Raw genomic sequence first — 16,645 nt, forward strand, 5'->3', positions numbered from 1 at the left:
CTAAAAACCCGGTAACTATATTGCCGGCAAATCAGGAAAAAGCGGACGAAGCTCTTTATTATCTGATTATCAAGTGTTCATGAATGTTCACGGTGTTCACGTGTGTTGAACGTGAACACTTTAGTGTAGCTGATTAACCCGGTTGGCATATCTGTAGCGGTTGGTTATTTGGGCGTTTTTAATTAAAGGCAAAATAATTAGCTTTGTTAGTATATAACCTGATATAAACTTAATGAACATTGTAGCTGAGCAATCAACTATACCGGAACTGATCCGTAATATTGTTGCTAACATACACCCCGAAGACCAGACTTTCCTGATCCATAAGGTAAAGGATACCTGGGTTGAGATATCCTATAAACAAGCGCTTGAGAAGATCGATGCCTTATCGGCCTGGTTCCTGAATATAGGCATTAAAAAAGGCGACCGCCTCGCCCTGATCATCGAGAACGGCCCCGATTATATTTATTACGACCAGGCGTTACAGCAAATAGGCGCGGTAAATACATCGATATACCCCACCCTTTCTGAAAACGAAATAGAATACATACTTAACGATTCAGAATCGCGCACCATCATCACGGGCAATCCATTTTTATGCCGCAAGGTTTTAAAAATTGCTAATAATTGCCCCTCGCTTATCCGCATTATCCCGGCTTTTGAGGGCTTCGAAAAGTTTACTGAAGGCCTGCAGCTAAATGCCGGCGTTGTGGGCTTTAAAAAGGTAATAGAGGAAGGTTTAGCTATTGTAGATGAATACCGCACGGCCATAAATGCTGCCCGCGAGGCAATCCTGCCGTCTGATCTTTCCTGCCTCATCTATACGTCGGGCACTACGGGTACGCCAAAAGGTGTAATGCTTACCCATTACAACCTTACAGAAAACTGTCGTACAAGTTTAATTCAGATACCGATAATTGAAAAGACGGATATGTTTCTGTCTTTCCTGCCGCTTTCGCATGTGTTTGAACGTATGGCTACCTACTACATCTGCATGAATAAGGGCTGCGCCATCGCTTTTGCCCAAAGCCTTGAATTGCTGGCCCGTAACATGGCCGAGGTTAAGCCAACCGTTATGTGTTGTGTGCCGCGGCTGCTTGAGCGTATACATGATAAGGCCATGAAGAACGGCCTTGAGGCCGGCGGTGTTAAAACAAAAATATTTACCTGGGCCCTTAAAATTGGGCGCCAATACCGTTTGGAACAAGAGGCCGGTAAAAAGCCCGGCATTATACTCAGCGCACAGCAGAAATTGGCGGACAAGCTGGTATTCAGTAAAATAAAAGAAAAAACAGGCGGCCGTTTAAAAGTGCTGTTGTCGGGCGGCGGCGCGCTGCCCAAAAACATCGGCGAGTTTTTTGGTGATATCGGTATAAAACTACTGGAAGGTTTCGGCCTTACAGAGACCTCTCCCGTTATGGCGGTTACAGAGAATGACCGCATTATATACGGCACCGTTGGCCGCATTATACCAGGCATTGAGGTAGGCATACAAAACGTGGATACCAAAAAAATATACACCATACAAACCCACGAAAGCTTTAACCCAAATTTTGAATCAGAAGAGGGCGAGATCATTGTGCGGGGGCATTGCGTAATGAAAGGATACTGGAAAAAGCCTGAAGAGACCGCCTCCGTTATTGACACCGAGGGGTGGTTTCATACTGGCGACATTGGTCGTTTTCACCGCGGAAACCTGCAGATTACCGACAGGTTAAAAAATATGCTTGTAAACGCCTATGGCAAAAATGTTTACCCCACCCCGGTAGAGAACACTTATTTAAAAAGCCCAAAAATTGAACAGGTATTTTTAATTGGCGATAAACGCGAATACATTACCGCCATATTGGTGCCGGGCCGCGAAACCTTGCAGGATGCCTTTAAAATGGGGGACGACTTTTTTGAAAAACCTGAGCTTTTTATCGAGGAAAAAGAAATTGTTGACTGGATAGCTCAGGACGTGAAGCGTTTATCAAACGAGCTGGCCAAGTTTGAGCGTATTAAAAACTTTAAGGTAAAGCGCACCCCGTTCAGCATGGAGGCCGGTGAAATTACCCCAACGCTTAAAGCCAAACGCAAAGTAATAGAAAAGAAATATGCCGATGCAATTGACGACCTGTATAATTGGGAAGATGACACCGAATAGTGCCGGGGTTATCATCACATGTTAAAAGAATTCTTCGCTATTTGGGCTTATCCTACATTAGGTACAGAGCGCCGTTTTCAACAAAAGCTGGTATTGCTGCTGCAAATTTATGGCATTATATTTTTGTTTAACCTGTTAACAGCGCCAATAGCTTTCGCGGTCGACTTTTTTGCAACCCACGTGCTGCATTTTAAAAGCATAACCAAACAGTATCATATTTCGATGCTAAGGTTTTTTGAAAAATTTGGGTACTTCAAGGCAGTATTATATATCTGCATCGCCGCGCCTGTAATTGAGGAAAGCATCTTCCGTTTGCCGCTATCTTTTAAAAGGCAGCATATTGCTTTGTCGCTTGGTTTTGCACTGGTGCTGGCAGCAAAAATCCTGCCCGGCCTTCAGCAACAAAGCCTTGCAGTAAACCTGGTGGCAAGGGCGATACTATTTGTTGTGGGTTATTTAATTTTTAACCGGGTTTTACCTCGGATTCAGTCGCCCGGCGAAAAGCTGCAAAGCCGGCTAATAATCATATCCATCCTTTGTTTTGGGCTTATGCACATTTTCAACTACGTGCCGCTGCAATGGAATATCATCTACCTATATCCATTCTTTGTGATTCCCCAACTATTTATGGGTTGGCTTTTAACCTATATCCGTTTCAAAAACGGCTTTTTCTGGGGCATAGCCCTGCATGCCCTGATTAACAGCGTATCCATGCTGATATACACAGCTTTCAGGCATTAAGCTAATCTGTTTTGCGGGGAGTGTATTTCCAAAAATCCGTTAGCAGGCCGGGGTTGCCTGTACCGATATAACCCACACCGTTTATCGCGAAGCTAACCATATCGTAACGGATAGGTCCGGTAAAATTAGTGATCTTCTGCCAGCTGTTTTTGCCCGTGTCATACATATACCAATCGCCAGCGGTTTCGGTCAGGGTAGATCCGAACCCTACATAGCCTTTTTCGCCTATCACAAACTGGCCGCTAAAAGCCCTCCCTTTCCCCGGGAAATCGGCCATCTTCATCCACTTGTCGCCAACGGGGTCGTATTGCCAGAAATCCTTTGCAGCTATGTTAGGGTATGCCCCGCCTGTACCTGCATAGCCTTTGCCGTTACAGGCAAACGCTGCTACGCCAAAGCTTCCGCTTCCCGGGTAATCGGCAACGCGGGTCCACTTATCCGCTACAGCATCATAGCTCCACATATCTTTAAAGCTGGCGTTATAGTCGTTATCAGTGCCTAAACCCATGTATCCCTTACCATTTATTTCAAAAGCTATTACATTTTCCCGTTCGCCCCCGGCAAAATCGGCTTTCCGGGTCCACTTATTGGTTGCGGGGTTATATTCCCAAAAATCGTTGTTTTGTGGTTTATCGTCTCCGGGTATAGCTAAACGCCTGCCAAAGCCGGTACCTACATACCCCTTACCATTAATGCTAAAACCCTTTATGTATTCGCCTGCCTGGCCGGGATAATCCGCCCTGCGTTTCCATTTGTCATTGGCAGGGTTATATTCCCAAAAATCATTGATCAATTCTGAGTTAAAACCGCTGGCGGCATTGCCACCAATTACATACCCCTTGCTACCTATAGTAAACCCGAAAGAGCGCACCCGGCCTACCCCGTCAAAATCGTTTAATTGCTCCCACAAGCCGGGCAACCCGTTTTCGGAATTGGGCACAAAAACCACATCCTTTTTACAGGAACATAGTGTTAATGCACTTAAAATTATAGCAAAAGTTCTTTTAAGTATCATGTGGACTGGTGCGGATACGTAAATATATCATTTACATTTCACAATCCATATTGCACCTGTGAAGGTATTACGCGGCTTTATGCGGTTCGGTTGCTTATTAAAATTATTAAGCCATTGGATGATTATCCTTATCCGCACATTATCACCTGCGCACCTGGTACTGCCTGTTAAGCAATTCCTGGAAAGTATCAATAAACTCGCCTACGTGGCGTCCGTCCATCAAGCCGTGATGTACGGTAACCGAAACAGGCATAGTCTTTTTGCCGTTCAGTTCGGTTATTTTACCTAAAGATATCTTGGGCATGCTGTCCTTAAACGCGAAGTTACGGGCATGTGTTAAGGCTGTGAAATTCACCCATGGTATGGCCGACACATGTAAAACATTATATACAGGCCGCAGTTCAAGGCCTACGGTGCTTTTTACACGCTTGATTTCGGCTTGCGCGCCAATAATAAATTGGTCCAGGTCGGGCTGATGATCTATATACGAAAATCCAAAGGTGGTATCGGGCCTGCTGATGGTTGTTGATGTATTCACCACATCATATAAATATACGTCGCCATCTTCCACACGATACTTAAACTCTTTCACCTGGTTGGCCGCTGTTAAAATACAGTGCAGATAATACAAAAAGAATGATATGCCGCGTTGCTTAGCCGTTTGGTAGGCAACGGTGACATCAATGTTTACAGTAGCGCCGAACAAGGGTTCGTCAAAAGCGTTAAAAAATGCGAAATGGTGTTTGCGGGACCAGGTTTCCAGGTCAATTTTTGTCTTCATGTTACAGGTACGCTAAGATATCCTTAATAGTAACAGCACTTTTAAAACGCTCGTTATCTATACTATGCTCAATTTGCTCATGGGCCCAGGTGATATGATAAGGCACGTGCACCGCGTGGCCACCAATATTGAGCACCGGCATAACATCGCTTTTTAGAGAGTTGCCCACCATTAATAGTTCGTCGGGTTTAATATCCAGGTGTTTTATCAGTTTAAGAAAGTTGGCACCATCCTTTTCGCTCATAATTTCTATATGATGAAAGTATGGATTAAGCCCCGATTTTTTGAGTTTTCGTTCCTGGTCGAGCAGGTCGCCTTTAGTGGCTACTACCAGCCGGTACTTACTTTTCAACGTTTCAAGCACTTCTTCTACCCCGTCAAGCAGTTCTATGGGCTGATTAAGCATTTGCCTTCCCAGTTCTATGATCTCTCCCACCACTTCAATGCTTAACGTATTTTGCGTGATCTTCATGGCCGCTTCAATCATCGACAGCACAAAACCCTTTATGCCATATCCATAAAGCGACAGGTTGACTATTTCTATCTTCAGCAATTCGCGCTCCAGTTCGTGCTGCGACGCATACGATGATAACAGCGTGCAAAATTGCTCCTCAGTTTGCCTGAAATAAGGTTCGTTAACCCAAAGTGTATCATCGGCATCAAAAGCGATCACTTTAATATTCATAGGTGCGAAGATATTAATTAGTGATTTAAAGATTAGTTATTTAGTGATTTTAAGGTCGGGTTCCTCCATTCATTGTCTGTATTCTCGTATCTACCATCTCAAATCCATACATATCTCGCTTAAAAATCCTATTTTTGCAGCCTTAATAACTACCCGTTTATAATATGAGTATTGCACTATCCGAACAGGAGATCATACGTCGCGAATCGTTACAAAAACTGCACGAACTGGGCATAAATCCCTATCCTGCCGAAGCTTTTGATGTGACCGCATGGGCACAGGATATTAAAGAGAATTTTGAAGCCGCACCGGATAAGTATAAACAGGTTGTAATTGCAGGCCGTATCATGACTCGCCGCATTATGGGCAGTGCCTCCTTTTTTGAATTGCAGGACAGTACCGGCCGCGTTCAGATCTATATTAAACGAGATGATATTTGCCCCGGCGAAGATAAAACGCTTTATAATACAGTATTTAAAAAGCTTTTGGATATAGGCGATTATGTAGGCGTTAAAGGATTTGTTTTTTTAACGCAAACCGGCGAAATATCGGTACATACAGAAGAGCTTACTGTACTATCTAAGTCGTTGAAGCCGCTGCCGGTTGTAAAACGCGAAGACGACGGCACCATACACGACGGCTTTACCGACCCCGAGATGCGTTACCGCCAGCGTTATGTAGATTTAACCGTTAATCCTGAATATAAAAATATCTTTATCAACCGCTCAAAGGTGATCAGCAGCATGCGCAACTATTTTAACGCGCAGGGCTGGATGGAGGTTGAAACGCCCATACTACAGCCTTTGCACGGCGGTGCTGCAGCGCGGCCTTTTGCCACGCATCACAACACGCTGGATATGCCGCTGTTTTTACGCATAGCCAACGAGCTTTACCTGAAACGCCTTATTGTGGCCGGTTTTGATGGGGTATATGAATTTGGCAAAATGTTCCGTAACGAGGGTATGGACCGCACCCACAACCCCGAGTTTACCGCCATGGAGATATACGTAGCTTACAAAGATTATGTATGGATGATGGCCATGGTTGAAGAATGTTTAGAAACCGTTGCTAAAGCTGTGCACGGCGTGCCGGTGGTACAGGTAGGCCAAAACGAGATAAACTTTGCCGGCCCGTACGAAAAGCTGTCGATGTACGATTCTATCTTGAAATATACCGGTATAGATGTATCTGCCATGGACGAAACAGGCCTTCGTAAAGTATGCGCTGATTTGGCCATCGAGGTGGATGCCAGCATGGGCAAAGGCAAACTGATAGACGAGATCTTCAGCGCTAAGGTTGAGCATAACCTGATACAGCCTACTTATATTACCGACTACCCTATCGAGATGACGCCGCTGGCTAAAAAGCACCGTACAAAAGACGGTTTGGTAGAGCGTTTTGAGCTGTTTGTGAACGGTAAAGAGATAGCTAATGCGTACTCGGAATTAAATGACCCGATCGACCAGCGCGAGCGTTTAGAAGAACAACTGGTACTGGCCGGCCGCGGCGACGACGAGGCTATGGCAATGGACGACGACTTTTTACGCGCCCTGGAGTACGGCATGCCGCCTACGTCGGGCCTGGGCATTGGTATCGATCGTTTGGTAATGCTGATGACCAACCAAAGCACCATACAGGAAGTATTGTTCTTCCCGCAGATGCGCCCCGAGAAAAAAGTTAAGGTAGCTACCGCCGATGATTTCATAAATGCCGGCGTACAAGCCGAGTGGGTGCCTGTGCTTAATAAAATGGGCTTTAACACCGTTGAAGAACTCAAGGCTGGTAACCCTAACAAGGTGTTCAATGATCTTGGCGGGATGCGCAAGAAATTAAAGCTTGACATAGGCATGCCTACCAAAGATGTGGTAATGAAGTGGTTTGAATAAGATTAGTTCATGATTCATCGTAAGAACTTTATAAAACAAAAAAAGTGCGCTGAACAGCGCACTTTTTTTGTTTTAACTCTCCGCGCGTCGTCGCGTGCATAGCAATCTTCGATAGAAAAATCGGCGAGATGCACGTCGAAGATTGCCACGTCGCTATCGCTCCACAGCAATGACGCTATTTGGCTATGAACTATGAACCATCAACTATGAACTCCCCAAATTTTCCAAATTTCTTAACAAAAAGGTAAAGCAACCACAACTTTCAATTAATAGTAGTTATTGAAATTTATACCGTACACACTATAATTGAATGTCATGACTAATTCTATCCTTGAAATAACTGAAAACGAATACCTGATAAAACTGAACAGGAGCAATTTCGACCTGTCGTTTATTCGCAGCCTGCTAAAAATAGTTGAGGTATCGAAGCCTGCCGAACCAGATGCAGATCATGGTTATTACAGCCATATCACCGACAGGCACATCGAGCCATCTAAAACCAGCTCATCAGAACCTGATTACTTCAGCCACCTGAACGAAAAATAATCGTTTAGAATTTTTGACGGAACCCGCCGCGCACTACCTGCTGCTTATCCATTTGCGCCATCTGGCCTTTCATCATTTTTATCTGGTCGGCAAGTAGCTTGTTCTTGTCATCCTTTGCTGCCTCTTTTAAGTACATCTCGGCCTCGCGTTTGTTGCGTTTTGCCATTGATATACCGGCAAGGCTTAATTTGGCCAGCGCAATATTGTGCGACATGCTCATGCCCAGTTGAAGGGCTTTCTTGAAGTATTTCTCTGATTTTAACGGAGCCTTGCGCGATTCTATTAAACCAATTAACAGGTTGTAATAACCATGCTGGCTTTTGTAAAGTTGTTTTTCATAGTCGGTTATTTTAAGCAGGGCTGCTTCTGCCTTTTCTGAGTTTTCGCGGCGCAGGTAAAATTGGGCAAGCAGCATATTCTCGTTAAAAAAGAAGGTAAGCAGCGTAATACCGCCTAATAAAAATATCAGTATCCCCCACCCCCAAAAACCAAAGGCGCAGAATGTAACCCCGGCACCCATTATAACACAAGCAACAATTAACCTAACTATATTCGACATAATTTGTATTAGTATAAAAACAGTGTGCAAATATCGTTATTTGTAAGCTAAATAAAACACCAGTATTAATATTTATGGCAGGAGAATTACACCCTTCGTGGAAGGAACATTTAAGCGCTGAGTTTGAAAAGCCGTACATGCATGCCCTTAAAGCTTTCCTTAAAACTGAGAAAGAGAACGGCCACATTATTTACCCCAAAAATGCCGACATTTTTAACGCCTTTAACATTACACCTTTTGACGATGTTAAGGTTGTGATATTGGGCCAGGATCCCTATCACGGCCCGCACCAGGCACACGGCTTGTCGTTTTCGGTACAACAGGGAGTGGCCGTGCCGCCGTCGTTAAAAAATATATATAAGGAGCTATCAACCGATATTCCGGGTTTCCATATCCCCCAAACCGGCGACCTCACCAAATGGGCCGAGCAAGGCGTTTTGTTACTAAATGCCACATTAACCGTGAGGGCTGCAACGGCCGGCTCGCACCAAAAAAAGGGTTGGGAAAAGTTTACCGACGCAGCCATCAAAACCTTATCCGATGAGAAGAAAGGTATAGTATTTATACTTTGGGGAGCTTATGCGCAATCAAAAACCGCACTCATCAACCCTAACAACAACCACCTGATCATTAAATCCACGCACCCATCGCCATTAGCGGTTAGTCACGGCGGGTTCTTTGGTTCAAAACCATTCTCAAAAACAAATGATTTCCTGGTAAAACAGGGCAAAAAGCCGATTGATTGGCAATTGTAGATGTGCTGATTTCAAATGTGCAAATATGCGGATGCGGGGTTAAGAGCTATAAAACTAAAAATGTGCAGGCGAGTTTTGAGTTCACCTGCACATCTAAAATCTGCATATCTGCACATTCAAAACTAATATTCAAGCGGCACTATCGGTTCTTTTTTGCTGGTGCTCATGATCATCATGGTTTGGAAAGTTTTAACCACTGTAATACGGCTTATCTTTTCCATGATCAGTTGTTCGTACGATTTAATGTCCCGTACATACACCTTCAGTAAAAAGTCGCACTGGCCAGTAACATGATGACACTCTGTTATTTCTTTAATGGTTTGTATTTCATCTAAAAAAGTTTGAATAGTATTTTTTTGATGAAAATCCAGGGATATCTGTATAAAGGTTTTAATACCCAGCCCAAGTTTTTCTTCATCTACCAGGGCATGATAGCTTTTTATAAACGCGGCGTTTTCCAGTTTACGCACCCTTTCTAAAGTGGGCGCGGGCGATAAGCCTATTTCATTTGAAAGCTGCAAGTTTGTTATGCGGCCGTTCTCCTGTAAAATTTTTAGTATCTGAAGGTCTATTTTATCTAATTCTTGAGCCATGGTACGTGCAAATATAAAGCATTATGCATCTCACAAAATATAATTTTTTTTAAAACTATTTATGCAAAACTTATTTGATTTTAATTTGTATTTTTAGACACAACTAAAAAAATTATTAGATTTGTATAAATGTATACTTTAGCAGAAGAAAACTACCTGAAAGCTATTTATAAGCTATCAATGATAGCCGAAAGTGTAAGCACTAATCAAATAGCGGCCGAGCTGGCTACTAAAGCATCGTCGGTAACCGATATGCTGAGGAAGCTTGCCGAAAAGCTACTGATCAATTACACCCGGTACCAGGGGGTTACGTTAACCAAAACCGGCGAAAAGGTTGCGGTAAACATCATCCGGCGGCACCGGCTATGGGAATACTTTTTGGTTGAAAAGCTAAACTTCAAATGGGATGAGGTGCATGAAATGGCCGAAGAAATGGAACACATTTCCTCGAACGAGTTAATTGACCGCCTCGATGCCTTTATGGGCTTCCCCACCCGCGACCCGCATGGCGACCCCATACCCGATAGTAACGGCAACTTTAAAAAGAACGATCTGAAACCCATTTCTGCAATTGATGTTAATGCCAGTGGCACAATATCGGGCGTTAGGGAGCATTCTTCGGCATTTTTACAATATCTGGAGAAACAAGGGCTTACCATCGGCAAAAAGGTTACCGTAAAAGAAATAATAAAGTACGATAACGCCGTGATACTGGATATAGATAACAAGGAAATACAAATTAGCCGCGATGTGGCAAACAACCTGCTGATAGCTTTATGACAACAACAACACACGATAACCATTCGTTAGGGAATGTTCATAATACCGTAACAACCGAAAACAAGACCGGCTGGCGCAAACTACTCTCGTTTTTAGGCCCTGCCTACCTGGTAAGCGTTGGTTACATGGACCCGGGTAATTGGGCAACCGACCTGGCCGCGGGCAGCCAGTTTGGATATAAATTAATCTGGGTTTTGCTGTTGTCAAACATGATTGCGCTGCTTTTACAAAACCTGGCGGTTAGGCTGGGTATCGTCAGGGGGCTGGATCTTGCACAGGCATCAAAACATACCTATCCGCGCTTTATTAATTTTTGCCTTTACATATTGGCCCAGATAGCTATCATCGCTTGCGACCTGGCCGAGATCATTGGTATGGCCATCGGCTTAAACCTGCTGTTTGGCCTGCCGTTGATCTGGGGCGTATCCATAACCTTGCTTGACACCTTGTTGCTACTTTTCCTGTTAAATAAGGGCATGCGAAAACTGGAAGGCTTTATCATATCGCTGATATTTGTGGTAGGTATAGCATTTTTGGCTCAAATGTTTATTGTAAAGCCCGATGTGGTAGATATTGCCAGGGGATTTATCCCCACCACGTTGAATAACCAGGCACTTTACATCGCTATAGGCATTATTGGCGCTACGGTAATGCCTCATAACCTGTACCTGCACTCGTCGCTGGTGCAAACGCGCAAGATAGACCGCAGCGAAGCAGGCGTAAAAAATGCAATACGTTATAATTTTTGGGATACCACCATTGCACTTAACCTGGCCTTCTTTGTAAATGCGGCAATATTGATCCTGGCTGCCAGCGCGTTTTTTGGCCGCGGTTACCACGAGGTTGCCGAAATACAGGACGCGCATAAACTGCTCACCAGCATTTTCGGGAAGCTTGCCCCGGCGCTGTTTGCCATAGCACTGATAGCTGCCGGGCAAAGCTCGACGGTTACCGGTACACTTGCCGGCCAGATCATTATGGAAGGGCACCTGAACCTGCGTATTGCGCCTTGGCTACGGCGTTTGTTAACGAGGCTGCTGGCTATTGTACCGGCCTTTTTTACCGTTTTACATGCCGGCGACGAAGGCTTAGGTAAATTACTGATTTTAAGCCAGGTGGTACTGAGCCTTCAGCTGGGTTTTGCCATTATCCCGCTGATACATTTCACATCCGACAAAAAACGCATGGGTAAGTTCGCAACCAGCCTTCCGCTTAAAGTATTGGCCTGGACTTTTGCTACCCTGATAGTAGGGCTAAATGTAAGGTTGGTGATACAGGAAATAGAAACGTGGGCTGCCGCGAGCCCGGGCTCGGCTACTCTGGTTAACTATGTTATAACCCCTGTTGCAGTGGCTATAGGACTACTGCTATTATATGTATTTCTTCGGCCGTTGCTATATAAACATGCCGATCAGCCAATTTATGTACCGCATGGTATCGCGGCGGCATTGGATAACCTTGACGCCGTAAGCTATAAACAGATAGGTATTACTATCGATTTTTCTCGCAACGACCAGGATTGTATCCGGCATGCATTGATGCAGGGTGGCAAAAAGGCCCATTACACCCTTATTCACGTTGTTGAAACCGCCGGCGCGCGCTATTATGGCAAGCAGGTAATGGATAACGAGACCCAAAGCGATGCCGACAACCTGGATAAATATGTGGCTGTATTAATTAAGCTTGGCTATAAAGCCGAAGCTAATATCGGGTTTGGCAGTCCGGCTGCCTCAATAGCCCAAATTGTTAAGGATACCAAAACAGACTTCCTGGTGATGGGGTCGCATGGGCATAAAGTTTTAAAAGACCTTATTTTTGGCACAACGGTTGACGCGGTGAGGCATAAGGTAAACATCCCCGTGCTGGTTGTTAAACCGCAAAGAAAAAAATAATTGCATATTTGCAGCGTAATGGAGCAGAACATATATATCAAGAATAAAAAGGCGTACTTTGAGTATCATATACTGGATAAATACACCGCCGGTATAAAGCTACTGGGCACCGAAATCAAATCGATACGCGAGGGTAAAGCCAATTTAAACGATGCTTTCTGCACCTTTATTGATAATCAATTGTACGTGCGTAACCTGCACATATCCGAATATTCGATGGGTTCGTTCTACAACCACGAAGCCAAGCGCGACCGGGTGCTTCTACTCCACAAAAAAGAACTTAAAAAACTGCATACCCGCGGCGAGGAAAAGGGCCTTACCATTGTACCCCTCGCACTTTTTATCAGCGACAGGGGTTTTGCCAAACTGGAGATAGGCCTTGCCCAGGGTAAAAAAACCTTCGACAAACGCGAAACCCTAAAAGAGCGCGACACAAAGATCGAGATGGACAGGGCGATGAAGCGGTAGTTGCAGTGGGCCGCATGCAGTTTGCACATTTCACAATGCCAGTAATAGCATACTGCCAACTAACAACTGCGAACTGAGTCACCAAGCCCTATCACCTACCAGCGGCACAAACCTGAAGGTGTCCAGCACGTGGCGTTCGTAATCATTTTCGGCGGTTTTCAAAACGGTTACCATTTTCTGGGATTGCTCGTCGCCTACCGGGATAACAATAATACCCCCTATTTTTAATTGTTTCAATAACACCTCGGGTACGGTTGGGGCACCTGCAGTAACAATGATCTTATCATACGGTGCATCGGATGCTATGCCAATAGATCCATCCCCTAAAAAGAATTTGGGTTTATAACCCATATAAGGTAATACCTGTATGGTTCGCTCGTATAGTTTTTCCTGCCGCTCAATGGTAAACACCTTTGCGCCCAGTTCCATCAGTATGCAGGTTTGATAGCCGCAGCCCGTACCTATCTCCAATACCTTATCGCCCTTTTGGATGTGTAATAACTCGGTTTGATAAGCAACCGTATAAGGCTGGGAAATAGTTTGCCCGGCCCCTATCGGGAAAGCGATGTCCTTATAGGCCTGGTTCCAGAACGTTTCGTCGAAAAAGTAATGCCGGGGCACTTTACCAATGGCAGCTAATACTTTTTCATCCTCGATACCCTTCTTTCTTAATAGTTCAACCAGCCTTTTACGTGCGCCCTGCTCGCGGTAATTATCAATAAACTTGTACGCCATTACACAACAAAGTTATACAAAAAGCCGGCAAATTGCCGGCTTCTGTCATGGCTTTACAATAAGGCTTTGGTTGTTAACTACTAATATTTTTAACATAGCTGCCGCAATATTTTACCACCAGCCGTGCACGTTGTATACGGTAGTTCGGGGTTGCGCGGCGTAGGCCACGGCCACATCGCGCGCGGCGTTTATAATGCTCACATCATTCTTTTGTTCCTGCAGCTTGAAGTTCCATTCGCGGTTATCAATTTCTTTAACGCGTTTTGCCATCTGCGCAACAAAAACCTTTACGTCCTTATAGCAGCTTGCCTGCGGGTCTATCTGCGACAGCACCTCGCTTGCGGCGTTGGCACCGTTCACGTCCTGGTTGGCCGCCCAAAGGTTTTTGGCCTGGTTAAGTTTGGTTGAGCAATCCTTTTCTATCTGTTTTTTGTAGATAGCCGGTACAGCCGCCATAGCGCGGCCATAGCAGTTAACACAAGCTTTTGGTACCGATGTAAGGTTGTAAATGGCCTCGTCGCCACGGCCGGTACTTGCCAGCGTTTGCGCCTGTTTAATGATCACATCGCAATGGGTATTATAGTAACTTATAATTTTGGCCTTGCCTTTATCTACAAATGCCTGCAGGTTAGGGTCGTTAAGGTTAATATTTTTAAACGCATTGATATAGGCCTTTGCCAGGTTTTCGCCGACGCCTTTTACAGGCACTGATGTGCTGGCAAACTTGGTGCCCTCGTAGCCGTCGCCAATGTACAAGTTAACATCAAGCGTAAGCGCTGTCATTGGCGGCGCTGTCGACAGCATGTTCTTTGTTACTACCACCACGTTGGCGGTTATGATAAAACGTTCGCCTTCCTCGCCGCCAAAACCATTCTGGCTGATGATCTGGTTTAGCTTATTGGCCAGCATATTGCGGGCCGCATCGGGCAGTTCGTCTACTTGGTCGGGTATGTAAGCCGCAAGGGTAACCCTACCCCGGTCGTTTGAGCGAGCAGGGGCTTTCTGCGCGTAGGCGCCTGCAAACATCAGGAGCGACAGGCAGCTTATGATCAGTTTTTTCATGTTATATCTTAATTATTTTTCACCAAGTACTATTACAGCCTGGCCAAGGCCCTTGGCCGTTAATTTATTTACAATAGAATATGGGGCGGCGGCAAGCATTTTTTGCAGGCCGCGTGTAAACCCGCGCGCATCGATGGCGTTACCGTTTGCATCGTATAACGGAATGCGCACCTGTTCAAACAACATCATGTTTTCGGTAGCATCGCTGTTGCTAAACCTACCCTTCACAGAATTGGCACGCACCCAATCTTCAATGATCACATTCAATTCTTTACCGCCGTACTCGGTTTCCAGGTCGTTCTTCCACGAATCGAATTTTTTGATACGGATGATAATTTCGCGGCCATTGGCAAACATATCGTCAAAATGCCTTTGAAGGCCCGCGTTAAAGTTGTCTATCTTATCAGCAACAGCTTCTTCTAATAACACGGCTGTTTCTGCCGAAAACGACGGGTTACCCGTACCGCCGGCGGTAGCCACCTCTTTATCGGTATAAGCATCAAGCCCCTGCAGGGTAAAACGTACCGATTTTTTTGGGCCTGTTCTGAGCACATCCCACGTTAATTGAATGATGATATCGGCCTTGGCTACTTTCTTTAATTTATCCATGGGGCTTTCGGATACGCCGGCGCCGCTCTTTGAGGTAAGCACGGCGTCTTCGGCACGTTCCGACTCCAGCGTTTTAACAACCGACTCCATGTTTTTTACCGTGAAACCGCGTTCGGCCATCATACCGTTTATTTTGCTGATCACCGCCAGCAGGTCGCTGTTTTCCTGGAACGCTCTTTTATAATCGGGGATCTTAACTTTGGTGCCCTGGTCATCGTAAACCTGCATATATCCATTTGTATTACACCACACGTCACTTGGCACAACCATCAGCGTGGGTTTTTTGGCCTGCGAAAATCCGGAAGTTACCACACCCAGCAGCAATAATGCTACAAGGGCAATATTCATTATCTGTTGTTTCATTTATTAGTGTTGAAAATTATTGATTAGGAATTATGCCGTCAGAGATCATCTTTTGCTTTAGCCCCTGCCTGTTTATACTAAATACGTAACCGGTGCTCTGCGCCACGTTCTTCACTTTCTGGTTTTTTGCCTTTTGACCTGCGCGTTCTTCTTTAAAGGTTGCAAACGGGCGGTAATCATTGGCAAAAAACCGTGTAAAATATGCTTCGTGGTTAGCGTAGGCGTTTGCTTCGGTCACCACAGGTTTTACCTCGCATTCGGGTTTACCTTCCGTTAATCCGCTAAACAGTATGTCGCGTATAGCGGCCCTTTTGGCATCCTCCATAGCATCCTCTTTGTTACGCTTATCTGAAAACGATATCACGTTCTGCGACCCATCAAACTCAACACCCAGGCATTGTGTTTTATAGGTATAACTGCTGTTTAGCTGCTTTTGCTCGGCGCAGCCGGTAAACGCCAACAGCCCGGCCAGGCTTAAGTACAGTAAATTTTTCTTCATAATAGTAAACTTTAAAACCCTGCGCTTAATGATTTAATAATACCTGCATCTTCCAGGTCCTTGCGCAGCAGGGCTACGTTAACAGAAACCAGCACACCAATTTTGTATTGCTTACCAACTTTCATCCGGTCTTCGGCAGCTACGGCACCATCGCTTGCCAGCGAAACAAACTTTTGGTATTTACCCCCATCGGCAAAAAACTCTTTAAACCATTCATCTTTCTCCTGCTCCAGGTTGGAGTTGGTGGTAAGCGGCGGTTTGCCCAGTATACCCTGGTCGCCTGCAAAACCTTTGAATATGATACCGTGCACAGCGTTCTTTTTAGCTTGCTCAATAGCCACGTTCGGTTTTTTTGAATACGACCATACTTTTAAAAGATAAGTGCCCTGTACGCCAGTGCCTGCTACTTCCAGTTCGTAGCGCCATGCCTCGGTATCGGCATTTGCCTTTTTATTTGTTTGAGCGTTAACCGCCGACGAAAAGCCGGTTAACAGCAGCAGCAGCATCCATATTATGGTATATTTCTTCAT

General features: G+C 45.0%; 18 protein-coding genes. 8 read left to right on the forward strand and 10 right to left on the reverse strand.

The window, feature by feature from the left end; translation table 11 throughout:
* Window positions 1-232: 232 nt before the first annotated feature.
* Together HDC91_RS04750 and HDC91_RS04755 are read left to right on the forward strand one after the other, a co-directional pair.
* Complete coding sequence (locus HDC91_RS04750) at window positions 233-2,146, forward strand: long-chain fatty acid--CoA ligase (RefSeq protein WP_183548882.1); 1,914 nt, start codon at window positions 233-235, stop codon at window positions 2,144-2,146.
* A gap of 18 nt (window positions 2,147-2,164) precedes the next feature.
* Window positions 2,165-2,887: a type II CAAX prenyl endopeptidase Rce1 family protein gene (locus tag HDC91_RS04755; RefSeq protein WP_183548884.1), complete on the forward strand. Its 723-nt coding sequence runs from the start codon at window positions 2,165-2,167 to the stop codon at window positions 2,885-2,887.
* Window position 2,888: 1 nt separating this feature from the next.
* Here the strand turns inward: HDC91_RS04755 and HDC91_RS04760 are convergent, their stop codons facing one another.
* From HDC91_RS04760 to HDC91_RS04770, 3 genes are all read right to left on the reverse strand, one after another.
* On the reverse strand, window positions 2,889-3,902 hold the full coding sequence (locus tag HDC91_RS04760) for a hypothetical protein (RefSeq protein ID WP_221262105.1): 1,014 nt from the start codon (window positions 3,900-3,902) through the stop codon (window positions 2,889-2,891).
* Between the two features lie 142 nt (window positions 3,903-4,044).
* Window positions 4,045-4,683 carry a chloramphenicol acetyltransferase gene (locus HDC91_RS04765; RefSeq protein ID WP_183548888.1) on the reverse strand — a complete coding sequence of 213 codons (639 nt, stop codon included), beginning with the start codon at window positions 4,681-4,683 and terminating at the stop codon, window positions 4,045-4,047.
* A 1-nt stretch (window position 4,684) separates the two neighbouring features.
* Window positions 4,685-5,368, reverse strand: a complete 684-nt coding sequence (locus HDC91_RS04770) for an HAD family hydrolase (RefSeq protein WP_183548890.1) — start codon at window positions 5,366-5,368, stop codon at window positions 4,685-4,687.
* Between the two features lie 164 nt (window positions 5,369-5,532).
* Here HDC91_RS04770 and lysS point away from each other — a divergent pair, with 164 nt between their 5' ends.
* Together lysS and HDC91_RS04780 are read left to right on the forward strand one after the other, a co-directional pair.
* A complete protein-coding gene (gene lysS, locus HDC91_RS04775; protein ID WP_183548893.1) occupies window positions 5,533-7,254 on the forward strand; it encodes a lysine--tRNA ligase in 1,722 nt (573 codons plus the stop codon).
* 315 nt (window positions 7,255-7,569) lie between these two features.
* The gene (locus tag HDC91_RS04780; RefSeq protein WP_183548895.1) at window positions 7,570-7,800 is read left to right on the forward strand and encodes a hypothetical protein; all 231 of its coding nucleotides are present in this window, start codon (window positions 7,570-7,572) and stop codon (window positions 7,798-7,800) included.
* A 4-nt stretch (window positions 7,801-7,804) separates the two neighbouring features.
* On the opposite strand, the gene HDC91_RS04785 is transcribed toward HDC91_RS04780, so the two are convergent.
* A complete protein-coding gene (locus HDC91_RS04785) occupies window positions 7,805-8,359 on the reverse strand; it encodes a DUF2892 domain-containing protein (RefSeq protein WP_183548897.1) in 555 nt (184 codons plus the stop codon).
* A 74-nt stretch (window positions 8,360-8,433) separates the two neighbouring features.
* On the opposite strand from HDC91_RS04785, the gene ung reads away from it, so the two are divergent.
* The gene (ung, locus tag HDC91_RS04790; RefSeq protein ID WP_183548899.1) at window positions 8,434-9,114 is read left to right on the forward strand and encodes a uracil-DNA glycosylase; all 681 of its coding nucleotides are present in this window, start codon (window positions 8,434-8,436) and stop codon (window positions 9,112-9,114) included.
* Between the two features lie 122 nt (window positions 9,115-9,236).
* Here ung and HDC91_RS04795 read toward each other — a convergent pair whose 3' ends face one another.
* The gene (locus HDC91_RS04795) at window positions 9,237-9,707 is read right to left on the reverse strand and encodes an Lrp/AsnC family transcriptional regulator (protein ID WP_162431940.1); all 471 of its coding nucleotides are present in this window, start codon (window positions 9,705-9,707) and stop codon (window positions 9,237-9,239) included.
* A gap of 129 nt (window positions 9,708-9,836) precedes the next feature.
* Here HDC91_RS04795 and HDC91_RS04800 point away from each other — a divergent pair, with 129 nt between their 5' ends.
* From HDC91_RS04800 to smpB, 3 genes are read left to right on the forward strand one after another with little or no spacing between them, the layout of a single operon-like run.
* Entirely contained in the window at window positions 9,837-10,487 is a 651-nt protein-coding gene (locus HDC91_RS04800; protein ID WP_183548901.1) for a metal-dependent transcriptional regulator, read from the forward strand.
* Entirely contained in the window at window positions 10,484-12,379 is a 1,896-nt protein-coding gene (locus HDC91_RS04805) for an Nramp family divalent metal transporter (protein ID WP_183548904.1), read from the forward strand. The genes HDC91_RS04800 and HDC91_RS04805 overlap by 4 nt, the downstream gene beginning before the upstream one ends.
* Before the next feature lie 18 nt (window positions 12,380-12,397).
* A complete protein-coding gene (gene smpB / locus HDC91_RS04810; protein WP_183548906.1) occupies window positions 12,398-12,847 on the forward strand; it encodes an SsrA-binding protein SmpB in 450 nt (149 codons plus the stop codon).
* 78 nt (window positions 12,848-12,925) lie between these two features.
* Here smpB and HDC91_RS04815 read toward each other — a convergent pair whose 3' ends face one another.
* The 5 genes from HDC91_RS04815 to HDC91_RS04835 all read right to left on the reverse strand — a co-directional run bounded on the left by HDC91_RS04815 (window position 12,926) and on the right by HDC91_RS04835 (window position 16,645).
* Window positions 12,926-13,582, reverse strand: coding sequence for a protein-L-isoaspartate(D-aspartate) O-methyltransferase (locus HDC91_RS04815; RefSeq protein ID WP_183548908.1), 657 nt, complete (start codon window positions 13,580-13,582; stop codon window positions 12,926-12,928).
* A 111-nt stretch (window positions 13,583-13,693) separates the two neighbouring features.
* Window positions 13,694-14,644: a hypothetical protein gene (locus tag HDC91_RS04820; RefSeq protein ID WP_183548910.1), complete on the reverse strand. Its 951-nt coding sequence runs from the start codon at window positions 14,642-14,644 to the stop codon at window positions 13,694-13,696.
* Window positions 14,645-14,656: 12 nt separating this feature from the next.
* The gene (locus HDC91_RS04825) at window positions 14,657-15,616 is read right to left on the reverse strand and encodes a DUF6175 family protein (protein ID WP_183548912.1); all 960 of its coding nucleotides are present in this window, start codon (window positions 15,614-15,616) and stop codon (window positions 14,657-14,659) included.
* Window positions 15,617-15,632: 16 nt separating this feature from the next.
* Entirely contained in the window at window positions 15,633-16,115 is a 483-nt protein-coding gene (locus tag HDC91_RS04830) for a hypothetical protein (protein WP_183548914.1), read from the reverse strand.
* A gap of 11 nt (window positions 16,116-16,126) precedes the next feature.
* Window positions 16,127-16,645, reverse strand: coding sequence for a hypothetical protein (locus HDC91_RS04835; RefSeq protein WP_221262106.1), 519 nt, complete (start codon window positions 16,643-16,645; stop codon window positions 16,127-16,129).

Source organism: Mucilaginibacter sp. AK015, from assembly GCF_014200785.1.
Classification (GTDB): domain Bacteria; phylum Bacteroidota; class Bacteroidia; order Sphingobacteriales; family Sphingobacteriaceae; genus Mucilaginibacter.

Excerpts from the sequence above, each read along its gene's own strand:
- HDC91_RS04760 (WP_221262105.1), bottom strand. The coding sequence starts at position 3,902 with ATGATACTTAAAAGAACTTTTGCTATAATTTTAAGTGCATTAACACTA.
- HDC91_RS04785 (WP_183548897.1), bottom strand. The coding sequence starts at position 8,359 with ATGTCGAATATAGTTAGGTTAATTGTTGCTTGTGTTATAATGGGTGCC.
- HDC91_RS04830 (WP_183548914.1), bottom strand. The coding sequence starts at position 16,115 with ATGAAGAAAAATTTACTGTACTTAAGCCTGGCCGGGCTGTTGGCGTTT.
- HDC91_RS04795 (WP_162431940.1), bottom strand. The coding sequence starts at position 9,707 with ATGGCTCAAGAATTAGATAAAATAGACCTTCAGATACTAAAAATTTTA.
- smpB (WP_183548906.1), top strand. The coding sequence starts at position 12,398 with ATGGAGCAGAACATATATATCAAGAATAAAAAGGCGTACTTTGAGTAT.
- ung (WP_183548899.1), top strand. The coding sequence starts at position 8,434 with ATGGCAGGAGAATTACACCCTTCGTGGAAGGAACATTTAAGCGCTGAG.
- HDC91_RS04835 (WP_221262106.1), bottom strand. The coding sequence starts at position 16,645 with ATGAAGAAATATACCATAATATGGATGCTGCTGCTGCTGTTAACCGGC.
- HDC91_RS04820 (WP_183548910.1), bottom strand. The coding sequence starts at position 14,644 with ATGAAAAAACTGATCATAAGCTGCCTGTCGCTCCTGATGTTTGCAGGC.
- HDC91_RS04800 (WP_183548901.1), top strand. The coding sequence starts at position 9,837 with ATGTATACTTTAGCAGAAGAAAACTACCTGAAAGCTATTTATAAGCTA.
- HDC91_RS04805 (WP_183548904.1), top strand. The coding sequence starts at position 10,484 with ATGACAACAACAACACACGATAACCATTCGTTAGGGAATGTTCATAAT.
- HDC91_RS04765 (WP_183548888.1), bottom strand. The coding sequence starts at position 4,683 with ATGAAGACAAAAATTGACCTGGAAACCTGGTCCCGCAAACACCATTTC.
- HDC91_RS04755 (WP_183548884.1), top strand. The coding sequence starts at position 2,165 with ATGTTAAAAGAATTCTTCGCTATTTGGGCTTATCCTACATTAGGTACA.
- HDC91_RS04780 (WP_183548895.1), top strand. The coding sequence starts at position 7,570 with ATGACTAATTCTATCCTTGAAATAACTGAAAACGAATACCTGATAAAA.
- HDC91_RS04815 (WP_183548908.1), bottom strand. The coding sequence starts at position 13,582 with ATGGCGTACAAGTTTATTGATAATTACCGCGAGCAGGGCGCACGTAAA.
- HDC91_RS04750 (WP_183548882.1), top strand. The coding sequence starts at position 233 with ATGAACATTGTAGCTGAGCAATCAACTATACCGGAACTGATCCGTAAT.
- HDC91_RS04770 (WP_183548890.1), bottom strand. The coding sequence starts at position 5,368 with ATGAATATTAAAGTGATCGCTTTTGATGCCGATGATACACTTTGGGTT.
- lysS (WP_183548893.1), top strand. The coding sequence starts at position 5,533 with ATGAGTATTGCACTATCCGAACAGGAGATCATACGTCGCGAATCGTTA.
- HDC91_RS04825 (WP_183548912.1), bottom strand. The coding sequence starts at position 15,616 with ATGAAACAACAGATAATGAATATTGCCCTTGTAGCATTATTGCTGCTG.